General features: G+C 72.5%; 10 protein-coding genes. All 10 read left to right on the top strand.

What is annotated here, in order from left to right; all coding sequences use genetic code 11:
* Positions 1 to 13: 13 nt before the first annotated feature.
* On the top strand, positions 14 to 958 hold the full coding sequence (locus tag F7Q99_RS11865) for an NAD-dependent epimerase/dehydratase family protein (protein WP_153466086.1): 945 nt from the start codon (positions 14 to 16) through the stop codon (positions 956 to 958).
* A gap of 8 nt (positions 959 to 966) precedes the next feature.
* Positions 967 to 1,407 carry a nuclear transport factor 2 family protein gene (locus tag F7Q99_RS11860; protein WP_326846563.1) on the top strand — a complete coding sequence of 147 codons (441 nt, stop codon included), beginning with the start codon at positions 967 to 969 and terminating at the stop codon, positions 1,405 to 1,407.
* Between the two features lie 245 nt (positions 1,408 to 1,652).
* A complete protein-coding gene (locus tag F7Q99_RS11855; RefSeq protein ID WP_153461200.1) occupies positions 1,653 to 3,395 on the top strand; it encodes an LCP family protein in 1,743 nt (580 codons plus the stop codon).
* Between the two features lie 118 nt (positions 3,396 to 3,513).
* Positions 3,514 to 3,963 (top strand): SRPBCC family protein, encoded by a 450-nt coding sequence (locus F7Q99_RS11850; protein ID WP_153461199.1) that lies wholly within the window; start codon positions 3,514 to 3,516, stop codon positions 3,961 to 3,963.
* Between the two features lie 180 nt (positions 3,964 to 4,143).
* Positions 4,144 to 4,944 (top strand): VOC family protein, encoded by an 801-nt coding sequence (locus F7Q99_RS11845; protein WP_153461198.1) that lies wholly within the window; start codon positions 4,144 to 4,146, stop codon positions 4,942 to 4,944.
* 90 nt (positions 4,945 to 5,034) lie between these two features.
* On the top strand, positions 5,035 to 5,781 hold the full coding sequence (locus F7Q99_RS11840; protein ID WP_153461197.1) for an HAD family hydrolase: 747 nt from the start codon (positions 5,035 to 5,037) through the stop codon (positions 5,779 to 5,781).
* Positions 5,778 to 8,186 (top strand): glycoside hydrolase family 65 protein, encoded by a 2,409-nt coding sequence (locus F7Q99_RS11835; RefSeq protein ID WP_153461196.1) that lies wholly within the window; start codon positions 5,778 to 5,780, stop codon positions 8,184 to 8,186. Before F7Q99_RS11840 ends, F7Q99_RS11835 begins: the two co-directional genes overlap by 4 nt.
* A gap of 151 nt (positions 8,187 to 8,337) precedes the next feature.
* Positions 8,338 to 10,050, top strand: coding sequence for a pyruvate dehydrogenase (locus F7Q99_RS11830; protein ID WP_153466084.1), 1,713 nt, complete (start codon positions 8,338 to 8,340; stop codon positions 10,048 to 10,050).
* An 85-nt stretch (positions 10,051 to 10,135) separates the two neighbouring features.
* Positions 10,136 to 10,771: a helix-turn-helix domain-containing protein gene (locus F7Q99_RS11825; RefSeq protein WP_153461195.1), complete on the top strand. Its 636-nt coding sequence runs from the start codon at positions 10,136 to 10,138 to the stop codon at positions 10,769 to 10,771.
* A 21-nt stretch (positions 10,772 to 10,792) separates the two neighbouring features.
* The gene (locus F7Q99_RS11820; RefSeq protein ID WP_153461194.1) at positions 10,793 to 10,954 is read left to right on the top strand and encodes a DUF6126 family protein; all 162 of its coding nucleotides are present in this window, start codon (positions 10,793 to 10,795) and stop codon (positions 10,952 to 10,954) included.
* Positions 10,955 to 10,970: the final 16 nt, after the last annotated feature.

Below are 10,970 nucleotides of genomic sequence, written 5' to 3'. Positions count from 1 at the left end.
GGGGAACAACGGCATGCGGGGCAAGAAGATCCTGATCACCGGCGGGACCGGGCAGGTCGCCCGGCCGGTCGCCGAGGCGCTGGCCGAGCACAACGAGGTGTGGTGCATCGGCCGGTTCGGGACACCGGGCGTCGAGCGGGAGCTGGCCGCCCGGGGCATCACCACGTGGCACTGGGACATGGCCGACGGCTCCGAGCAGGCGCTGGCCGGCCTCCCGCAGGACTTCACCCACGTCCTGCACTCCGCCGTCCACCGCGGCGAGGACGGCGACTTCAACGCCACCGCCGAGATCAACGCCGTCGCCACCGGCCGCCTGATGAGCCACTGCCGCACCGCCGAGGCGTTCCTCTTCGTCTCCACCGGCGCCCTCTACAAGCGGCAGACCCTCGACCACGCCTACACCGAGGACGACCCGGTGGACGGCTCCGCCGACTGGCTGCCCGCCTATCCGATGGGCAAGCTCGCCACCGAGGGCGCGGTGCGCGCCTTCGCCCGGGTGCTGGACCTGCCCACCACCATCGCCCGGCTGAACATCGCCTACGGCCCCGGCAGCTACGGGGGCGTGCCGATGCTGTACTTCAGGGCCATGCTCGCCGGGCAGCCGATCCAGGTGCCGCTGGAGGGCCAGAACTGGTGCTCCCTGTTGCACACCGACGACCTGGTGGCGCAGGTTCCCCGGCTCTGGGAGGCGGCCGCCGCGCCGGCCACCGTGGTCAACTGGGGCGGCGACCAGTCGGTCGGCATCACCGACTGCATCCGCCACATCGAGGCGCTGACCGGCGTCACCGCCGCCCTCGTCCCCAGCGAGGTGACGCGGGAGACGTACCGGTTCGACCCCGCGCTGCGACAGAAGCTGACCGGCCCGTGCACCGTCGACTGGCGCGACGGCATCGAGCGGACCCTGCGCGTGATGTACCCGCAGTACCTGGACGGCCGCCGCGTGGCGGTCAAGCGATGAGGAACGACATGACCGACGTTGCCGAACCCACGGGTATGACGAACGCCACGCCGACCGGCACCAACCGGGACCTCATCGAGCGCGCCTACCGGGCCTTCCACGACCGCGATGTGGCCGCGCTGCTGGACACCCTCGACCCGCAGGTCGAGTGGGTGCACCCGGACGGCATGGCCGAGTACGGCCTCGGCGGCACCAAGCACGGCCACGCCGGCGTCCGCCAGTTCCTGGCCACGGTGCCCACCGTGCTGGGCGGAATGCGGCTGCAGCCCCAGGAGTTCGTGGTCGCCGGGGACCGCGTCGTGGTGTTCGGTGTGCGCCAGGTCACGTCGGTGCGCGGCACCACCGAGACCCTGCCGTTCATCCACTCCTGGACCCTGCGCGACGGCCGCGCGGTGCGCATGGAGGACATCTTCGACACGGTGATGTTCCGCCGTGTGATCGAGAGTTGAACGGCCTCTGACCTCCGCCGATCCCGGTCCGCCCGCGGTGGGCCGGGATCACGCCGTGCCGTGCCCGGATCGTCGAGGAGACCCCGGTCACACGGTTCACGATCGACCGGCTTGTATTCTCCGATGATGTTCGGTGGTCATGACGACCTTCGTAATGTGCAACCTGGGCGCGGTCCCGACCGTCTCCCAAAGTACGGTGTGCCCGATCATCACGGGCGTCGGTTCCGTCGGTGAAAGGTACGCGGATGTCAGCTCAACGGGGCGAGAGCCCGGCTCGTGGCACGGATGCGTCCGATGCGCTCACCCCGGACGACGACGGCGCCGTGCCGCAGCCGCGGGGTGGTGGCCGCGCCGAGGCCCGGCGCGCGGCCCAGGGCAAGGGCGGCGGCAAGGGCGGCCCGCCCGCGGGCGGCGGCCGGGCGGCGGCGCGCGGCAGCCGCAAGCCGAAGAAGAACGTGAAGAAGATCGTCGCCTGGTCGGCGGCCGGCGTGCTGGTGCTGCTCGCCGGCACTGGCGGCGCGATCTACTTCAAGTTGAACGCCAACATCAAGTCCTTCGACGCGGACGCGATAGCCACCGACCGCCCGCCGGAGGCGCAGGCCGACGCGGACGGCAACAAGCCGGTGAACGTGCTGCTGATCGGCTCGGACAGCCGCGGGAAGAACAACGCGGACCTGGGCGGCGGCGAGGACGGCGGTGCGCGTTCGGACACCACGATCCTGTTGCACGTCTACGCCGACCACAAGCACGCGGTGGGCATCTCGATCCCGCGCAACACCATCGTCCAGATCCCGTCCTGCAAGCTGCCGAACGGCAAGTGGACCAAGGGCGGCTCCGACCTGTTCAACGCGGCCTTCTCGGTCGGCGGCAGCGACGACGGCAACCCGGCCTGCACCCAGAACACGGTGGAGAAGGTCACCGGGATCCGGGTCGACCACACCATGGTGGTCGACTTCAACGGCTTCGCCGCGATGACCAAGGCCGTGGGCGGCGTCGACGTCTGCCTGCCGAAGCCGATCTACGAGGGCGACATCAACCCCAACCTGAAGAAGAAGGGGGAGCTGGTCCTCCCGCAGGGCAAGCAGACGGTCGACGGCCAGAAGGCGCTCGACTACGTCCGGCTGCGGCACGGCATCGGCGACGGCTCCGACATCGGCCGGATGAAGCGCCAGCAGGCGTTCATGAGCTCGCTCGCCACCAAGATCAAGAAGGAGGGGCTGAGCCCCACCAACCTGCTGCCGCTCGCCGACGCCGCCACCAAGTCGCTGACCGTCGACCCCGGGCTGAACTCCGCCGACAAGCTGCTCTCCTTCGGCCTGTCGCTGAAGAACATCGACATGCACGACCTCAAGTTCGTGACGGCGCCCTGGCGTTACCGCACCCAGGACGCCAACATCGACCTGGTCCAGCCGGACGCCGGCAAGCTCTGGGACACCCTCAAGGCCGACCGCACGATCGACGGCCAGAACGCCACCGGCCAGCAGGGCGATGCCTCGGCGAGCCCCGCCGCGGCGAACCCGTCCCAGCCGGCCGCCCCGAGCGCGCCCGCCGCGCCGGCCGGCGACACCGCCAACGAGTCGATCAAGGTGGCCGTCTACAACGGGACGACCGTCAACGGCCTGGCCGGCAAGGGGAGCGACCTGCTCAAGGGCGCCAAGTTCAACGCCACCCTGGCGGGCCAGGCAGCGAGCACCAAGTACAAGACCACCATGATCGAGTACGGCTCCGGGCAGAAGGCCAACGCCGAGAAGGTCGCCGCGCTGTTCCCCGGCGCCACCGTCGAGGCCGGCAGCTCGTCGGGTGTCACCGTGATCGTCGGCAAGGACTTCGCGGCGGCCAACGGCGCCGGCGCGGCCACCGGCGCCTCCGCCGCCCCGGGTGCCACCACCCCGGGCACCCCGGCCCCGCTGCCCACCACCGTCACCAACGACGCCCGGTCGGCGGACGACGACATCTGCGCGAACACCACCTACGGCAGCGGCGGCTGACCGAAGCCGCCGAGCAGGGGCACGACCCCCGGGCCGACGCCCCTCCGAGGGCGTCGGCCCGGGGGTCGTGCCATGGTGGCCGGAGAGGGGGGCCGCAGGCCACGGAAAGGCGGACCCCATGCCCGAGATCGCCATGCAGATCGACATCGCCGCACCGCGGGACGTCGTCCTCGCGGCGCTCAACACCCACGACGGCCTGACCTCCTGGTGGACCACCGGCGTCGACCGGGACGGCGACACCCTGCTCTTCGACTTCCCCGACGTCCCCGAACCGTTCCGGCTGCGCCGCGAGCGCGCCGACCTCGACCGGGTGGTGTGGACGAACGCCGGCGCCTTCCCGCCGCACTGGGCCGGCACCTGGATCAGCTGGGACCTCGCCGAGCAGCCCGACGCCCCCGACCGCACCCGGCTGCTGTTCCGCCACGGCGGCTGGCAGCCCGGCAGCGAGGAGGGCGTCCCGATGGTGGCCGGCACCTGGGCCGAACTGCTGGTCCGGCTCAAGGACTACGCCCAGAGCGGCAAGGTGCAGCCCTACTTCGTCACGACCAAGCGCCACGACCCCGTGTGACCGGCTCCGCCGCGCCCGGTGGCCGTCGCCCGCCAGGGCGCCGTCCGGTGGCGGGATCGCGGCGACGGGCCGATGGTGGGCGGTGTACCGCCGTGCACGGCGACGGCCGGCAGCGGACGGCCGGGACCCGCGCCCCGGCGACGACCACACCGGCGACCACTGCCCTCGGGAGGCCCAGCAATGCCCGTAGTCACCGCTCCGTACAAGCCCGGCACCCCGTGCTGGATCGACCTGATGGCGAGCGACCAGCAGGCCGCGCTCGACTTCTACCGCGACCTGCTCGGCTGGCAGGGCGAGGTCGGCCCGGCCGAGTTCGGCGGCTACTCCGTGTGCACGCTCAACGGCAGGCCGGTCGCCGGGATCATGGCGCAGTCCGCGCCCGAGGGCCAGCCGCTGCCGCCCGTCGGCTGGACCACCTACCTCGCCTCGGACGACGTGGACGCGAGCAGCCGGGCCATCTCCGAGGCCGGCGGCACGATCCTCTACCCGGTCACGGACATCGGCACGGTCGGCCGGATGCTGGTCGCCACCGACCCGACCGGCGCGGTCTTCGGCGTCTGGCAGAAACTGGACTTCATCGGCGCGGGCGTGGTCAACGAGCCCGGAGCGCTGGTCTGGAACGAGCTCAACACCAGCAGCACCGACGCCGCCGGCGGCTTCTACCACCAGGCGCTCGGGCTGCGCCCGGCCACCATCCAGGGCATGGACGGCTACTACTCGCTCAACGTCGGCGACCGCACGGTCGGCGGCATGCAGGCCGTCCCCGAGTACCTGGCGGAGGGCACGCCCCCGCACTGGATGGTGTACTTCTCGGTGGACGACGCCGACTCCACGGTGGACGCCCTGGTCAAGGCGGGCGGCTCGGTGATCCAGCCGCCGTTCGACATGCAGTCCGGCCGGATGGCCGTCGTCCAGGACCCGCAGGGTGCGGTCTTCGCGATCATCGAGTCGCCCCAGGCGCAGATGCCCGACTCGCCGTGACGGCCGAAGGACCGGCCGGAAGCCGCCATTCCCGGCGACGCGCCGCCGGGAATGGGCGGCTTCCCCGCGTTCCCGGGTAAGACTGCACCCATGCTGGGCCTACCGGACGACATCCGCGCCTTCCTCTTCGACCTCGACGGGGTGCTCACCCAGACCGCCAAGGTGCACGCCGCGGCCTGGAAGGACACCTTCGACGCCTTCCTGCGCTCCGAAGCCGACCGCACCGGCGGGCAGTTCGTCCCCTTCGACGCCGTCACCGACTACGACGCCTACGTCGACGGCCGCCCGCGCCTCGACGGCACCCGGGAGTTCCTGCACAGCCGGGGCATCGACCTGCCCGAGGGCACCGACGCCGACCCGCCGAACGCCCGTACCGTGCACGGGATCAGCCTCGCCAAGAACGACACCGTGCTGCGGATGATCCGCGAACAGGGCGTCGAGCCCTACGACGGCTCGGTCGCCTACGTGCGCCGCCTGCGCGCCCTCGGACTGCCCCGCGCGGTGGTATCCTCCAGCGCCAACTGCCGGGACGTGCTGCGGGCGGCGGGCATCGACGACCTGTTCGACGTGATCGTGGACGGCATCGTCGCCCGGCGCGAGGGACTGCCGGGCAAACCCGCCCCCGACACCTACCTGCACGCCGCCCGCACCCTCGGCGTCGAACCCGCGCACGCCGCCGTCTTCGAGGACGCGCTCGCCGGCGTCGCCTCCGGCCGGGCCGGCGGCTTCGGCGCGGTGGTCGGCGTGGACCGCACCGGCCAGGCCGCCGAACTGCGCCACCACGGTGCCACCGTGGTCGTCGAGGACCTGTCCGAACTGCTGGGGGAGCAGCCATGACCGCACCCGACACCTTCGCCGTCGACCCGTGGCAGATCGCCGAACACGGCCTCGACCCGGCCGCGATGGCCCGCGCCGAATCCGTCTTCGCGCTCTCCAACGGCCACATCGGCCTGCGCGCCAACCTCGACGAGGGCGAGCCGCACGGCCTGCCCGGCACCTACCTCAACGGCGTCTTCGAACTGCGCCCGCTGCCCTACGGCGAGGGCGGCTACGGCTACCCGGAGTCCAGCCAGAGCGTCATCAACGTGACCAACGGCAAGATCATCCGGCTGTTGGTCGACGACGAGCCCTTCGACCTGCGCTACGGCGAACTCGTCGGCCACAGGCGGTGGCTGGACTTCCGCGAGGGCCTGCTGCACCGCGAGGCCGTGTGGACCTCGCCCGCCGGCCGGACCATCAGGGTCCGCTCCACCCGGCTCGTCTCGCTCACCCAGCGCGCCATCGCCGCCGTCGAGTACAGCGTCGAGGCGGTCGACAACCCGGTGCGGATCGTGCTCCAGTCCGAACTCGTCGCCAACGAGCAGCTCCCCGGCGGCCCCGAGGGCGACCCGCGCGCCGCCGCCGTCCTGGAGGCCCCGCTCCAGCCCGAGGCGCACCACGCCGGCGGCACCAAGGCCGTCCTGGTGCACCGCACCCGCTACAGCGGCATCCGGGTCGCGGCCGGCATGGACCACGTCATCGAGGGCCCGGAGAAGCTCGACACCGTCGCCGAGGCCGAGGCCGACCACTGCCGGATCAGCGTCACCACCGTGCTCGAACCCGGACAGCGGCTGCGGCTGGTCAAGTTCATGTCCTACGGCTGGTCGGCGACCCGCTCGCTGCCCGCCGTCCGGGACCAGGTCGAGGCCGCGCTCACCGCCGCCCGGTACACCGGCTGGGACGGCCTCGTCGCCGAACAGGTCGGCTACCTCAAGGAGTTCTGGGAGACCAGCGACCTCGAGATCGAGGGCGACGTCGAACTCCAGCAGGCCGTCCGGTTCGCGATCTTCCACGTCCTCCAGGCCGGCGCCCGCAGCGAGGAACGCGCCATCCCCGCCAAGGGGTTGACCGGCCCCGGCTACGACGGCCACAGCTTCTGGGACACCGAGACCTTCGTCCTGCCGGTCCTCACCTACTGCCTGCCCGGCGCCGTCAACCAGGCCCTGCGCTGGCGCCACGCCACGCTGCCGCTGGCCCGCGAACGAGCCGCCCAACTCGGCCTGGACGGCGCCGTGTTCCCCTGGCGGACGATCCGCGGCGAGGAGTGCTCCGGCTACTGGCCGGCCGGCACCGCAGCCTTCCACATCGGCGCCGACATCGCCGCCGCCGTCGCCCGCTACGTCCGCGCCACCGCCGACGTCGAGTTCGAGCGCGAGTACGGCCTCGAACTCCTCGTCGAGACCGCCCGGATGTGGCGCTCGCTCGGCCACCACGACGCCGCCGGAAAGTTCCGCATCGAGGGCGTCACCGGGCCCGACGAGTACAGCGCCGTCGCCGACAACAACGTGTTCACCAACCTGATGGCGCAGACGAACCTGCGCGCCGCCGCCGAGGCCGCCGGCCGCCACCCCCGCGAGGCCGACGACCTCGGCGTCGACACCGAGGAGACCGCCGCCTGGCGGGACGCCGCCGCCGCGATGTACATCCCGTACGACGAGAACCTCGGCGTCCACCCGCAGGCCGACGGCTTCACCCACCACCAGCTCTGGGACTTCGACCGCACCCCGCCCGACAAGTACCCGCTGCTGCTGCACTACCCGTACTTCGACCTGTACCGGAAGCAGGTCGTCAAACAGGCCGACCTGGTGCTCGCGATGCAGGTCCGCGGCGACGCCTTCACCGACGAGCAGAAGGCCCGCAACTTCGCCTACTACGAGCGCCTCACCGTCCGCGACTCCTCCCTCTCCGCCTGCACCCAGGCGGTCATCGCCGCCGAGGTCGGCCAGCTCGACCTCGCCTACGACTACACCGCCGAAGCCGCCCTGATGGACCTGCACGACCTCGGCGGCAACACCGGCGACGGCCTGCACATGGCCTCCCTCGCCGGGGCCTGCATCGCCCTGGTGGCCGGCCTCGGCGGGCTGCGCGACCACAGCGAGACCCTGTCCTTCCGGCCCCGGCTGCCCGCCGGGCTGACGAAGCTCGGCTTCTCGCTGCTGGTCCGCGGCATGCTGCTCGGCGTCGAGATCACCCACGACGGCACGACGTACACGCTGCGTCGCGGCGAGGTGATCCACGTGCGGCACGACGGCGAGACGGTGCAGGTGAAGGCCGGCGCGCCGGTCACCGTGCCGACGACCGCACCGCCCGCGCAGGAACGCTGCGGCCAGCCCCCCGGCCGCGAGCCCGCCCGCCGCCAGCCCCAGGTCGGCCTGGCCACCGGCAAGGTCGGCCAGTCCCCGGACCACCTCGCCGCCGAATAGCCGCCGCCCGGGGCCCTGGGCCCGCTTCCGTCCCTTCACCCGTTCGGCTCACCCCGTATGCGGTCGCTCCTCACTGCCGCGAGGGTGCAGGTGTCCTGTGGCAGTTGGCGGCCGGTGAAGGAGTGCACCCGTGGCGAGCGTGGCCGAACAGATGGTGGAGGTGCTCCGGCAGGCCGGGGTGGAGCGGGTCTACGGCGTCGTCGGCGACAGCCTCAACCCGGTCGTGGACGCCATCCGCCGGGCGGACGGGATCAGCTGGGTGCACGTCCGCAACGAGGAGGCCGGCGCCTTCGCCGCCGCCGCCGAGGCCGAGCTCAGCGGCCGGCTCGCGGTCTGCGCCGGCTCCTGCGGCCCCGGCAACACCCACCTGATCCAGGGCCTCTACGACGCCCAGCGCAGCGGCCTGCCGGTCCTGGCTCTCGCCTCGCACATCCCGTCCGGGCAGATCGGCTCCGGCTTCTTCCAGGAGACCCACCCCGAGCGGGTGTTCACCGACTGCAGCAGCTGGTGCGAGATGCTCTCCGCCCCGGCCCAGCTGCCCCGGCTGCTGCGGATCGCCGTCCAGCACGCGCTCGGCGCCCGCGGCGTCTCGGTGCTCGCCTTCCCCGGTGACGTCGCCGCGCTGCCCGCCGCCCGGCCGACCGGCGCCGGCCACTTCCTCACCGAGCAGGCCGTCGCCGCGCCGCCGTGGTCCCAGGTGCAGGCGCTCGCCGAGGCGCTCAACGGGGCTCGCCGGGTCACCCTGTTCTGCGGCGCGGGCGTCCGCGAGGCGCACGCCGAGGTGATGGCCGTCGCGGAGACGCTGAACGCGCCGGTCGGGCACTCGCTGCGCGGCAAGGAGTGGATCCAGCACGACAACCCGTTCGACGTCGGCATGAGCGGCCTCCTCGGCTACGGGGCCTGCCACGAGGCCCTGCACGGCGCCGACCTGGTGCTCCTGCTCGGCACCGACTTCCCGTACGACTCGTTCCTCCCGCAGGCGCACACCGTCCAGGTCGACCACGACGCGACCCGGCTCGGCCGCCGGACCGTCCTCGACCTCGCCGTCCACGGCGACGTCGCCGCCACCCTGCGGGCCGTCCTCCCGCTGCTGGCGCGCCGGACCGACCGGGCGTTCCTCGACGAGATGCTGCGCAAGCACTGCAAGGCCCTGGAGGACGTCGTCGGCGCCTACACCCGGGACATCGAGAAGCACCTGCCGATCCACCCCGAGTACGTCGCCTCGGTGCTCGACGAGGTCGCCGCGGACGACGCCGTGTTCACCGTGGACACCGGCATGAACAACGTCTGGGCGGCCCGCTACCTCCAGCCGAACGGCCGCCGCCGGGTCATCGGCTCGTTCCTGCACGGCTCGATGGCCAACGCCCTTCCGCACGCCATCGGCGCCCAACTCGCCTGCCCCGGGCGGCAGGTGATCGCCATGGCCGGCGACGGCGGGATCGGCATGCTGCTCGGCGAACTGCTCACCGTGGTCAAGCACCGGCTGCCGGTCAAGACCGTCGTGTTCAACAACGGCGCGCTCGGCATGATCAAGCTGGAGATGCTGGTCTCCGGCTACCCCGAGTCGGAGATCGACAACGGCGACGTGGACTACGCCGGGATCGCGCGGGCCATGGGCGTCCCGGCGAAGCGGGTCACCGAGCCGGGGCGGGTGCGGGAGGTGCTGGCGGAGGCGCTGGAGCGGCCCGGGCCGGCGCTGGTGGACGTCGTCACCGACCCGAACGCGCTGTCCATCCCGCCGCACATCACCGCGGCGCAGGTGAAGGGCTTCGCCCTCGCCGCAGGGCGGACCGTCCTCTCGGGCGGGGTCGGTCGCATGATCGACCTGGCCCGGAGCAACCTGCGCAACATCCCGCGGCCGTAAGTCGCCGGTAGGGGCGGCCGGTTGAGCGGTTTGCCTATGAGGCAAATTTCTTGCCCACTCGGCACGTGAGGTGTCCACTGGTCACATGACCACCAGCCCGACCGGCGGCCCCGCCGCAGGCGACCAGCTCGACGACCAGGAGGTGGCCGGCCTCGCCGCCCGCCTCCGGGAGCACCGGCTCAGCAGCCGCCTCACCCTGGAGGTGGCGGCGGCCCGGGTCGGGCTGTCCCCAGCCTATCTGTCCCGGCTGGAGACCGGCCGCCGCCAGCCCTCCCTGCCCGTCCTGCTCGGCCTCGCCCGCGCCTACGGCACCTCCGTGTCCGGCCTGCTCGGCGAGACCATGGCCGAACCGGACCCGGTGGTCCGTGGCGGTGCCATCGAACCGGGACGGGCCGGCGGCTGGGGCTACCGCCGCGCCGGCGCCCCCGGCCGGGCCATGCAGGCCCTGCGCGTCCACGTCCCCCCGGGCGTCCAGGACGCGGTCGTCCGGGTGCACCCCGGCGAGGAGTGGCTGTACGTCCTCCAGGGCCGGCTCCGGCTGAGCCTCGGCGACCGCGTCCACCACCTCGACGTCGGCGACTCCGCCCACTTCGACTCGCTCACCCCGCACTGCATCGCCGCCGACTCGGCCGGCGGTGTCGAACTGCTCTTCGTCCACACCCTGTTGCAGAGCCCCGGCGGCGAACTCTGCCTCGGCGGCGGCCCTGCCGCACCGCACTGACCCGGACCGGAGGAGACTCCCATGGCTGAACACACCACCCCCGCTCCCGCCCCCAAGACCGTCGACGCCGGAAAGTGGGCCAACCGCCGCGTCGGCATCCGTCTGGTGATCTACACCGCAGGCATCCACGCCTTCGCCGGCTTCATCATGCTCCTCTTCGAACTCGGCGGCCGTAACCGGTAGTTCGGCCCGAGCGGGG

Source organism: Streptomyces kaniharaensis (assembly GCF_009569385.1).
In the GTDB taxonomy this organism is placed as follows: Bacteria; Actinomycetota; Actinomycetes; order Streptomycetales; family Streptomycetaceae; genus Kitasatospora; species Kitasatospora kaniharaensis.
The sequence above is the reverse complement of the archived record's forward strand: the minus strand, read 5'-3'. Positions and strand labels throughout refer to the sequence as shown.

Bases quoted from the DNA above. Each gene is read 5' to 3' on its own strand.
- F7Q99_RS11865 (WP_153466086.1), top strand. From the start codon at position 14: ATGCGGGGCAAGAAGATCCTGATCACCGGCGGGACCGGGCAGGTCGCC.
- F7Q99_RS11860 (WP_326846563.1), top strand. From the start codon at position 967: ATGACCGACGTTGCCGAACCCACGGGTATGACGAACGCCACGCCGACC.
- F7Q99_RS11855 (WP_153461200.1), top strand. From the start codon at position 1,653: ATGTCAGCTCAACGGGGCGAGAGCCCGGCTCGTGGCACGGATGCGTCC.
- F7Q99_RS11850 (WP_153461199.1), top strand. From the start codon at position 3,514: ATGCCCGAGATCGCCATGCAGATCGACATCGCCGCACCGCGGGACGTC.
- F7Q99_RS11845 (WP_153461198.1), top strand. From the start codon at position 4,144: ATGCCCGTAGTCACCGCTCCGTACAAGCCCGGCACCCCGTGCTGGATC.
- F7Q99_RS11840 (WP_153461197.1), top strand. From the start codon at position 5,035: ATGCTGGGCCTACCGGACGACATCCGCGCCTTCCTCTTCGACCTCGAC.
- F7Q99_RS11835 (WP_153461196.1), top strand. From the start codon at position 5,778: ATGACCGCACCCGACACCTTCGCCGTCGACCCGTGGCAGATCGCCGAA.
- F7Q99_RS11830 (WP_153466084.1), top strand. From the start codon at position 8,338: ATGGTGGAGGTGCTCCGGCAGGCCGGGGTGGAGCGGGTCTACGGCGTC.
- F7Q99_RS11825 (WP_153461195.1), top strand. From the start codon at position 10,136: ATGACCACCAGCCCGACCGGCGGCCCCGCCGCAGGCGACCAGCTCGAC.
- F7Q99_RS11820 (WP_153461194.1), top strand. From the start codon at position 10,793: ATGGCTGAACACACCACCCCCGCTCCCGCCCCCAAGACCGTCGACGCC.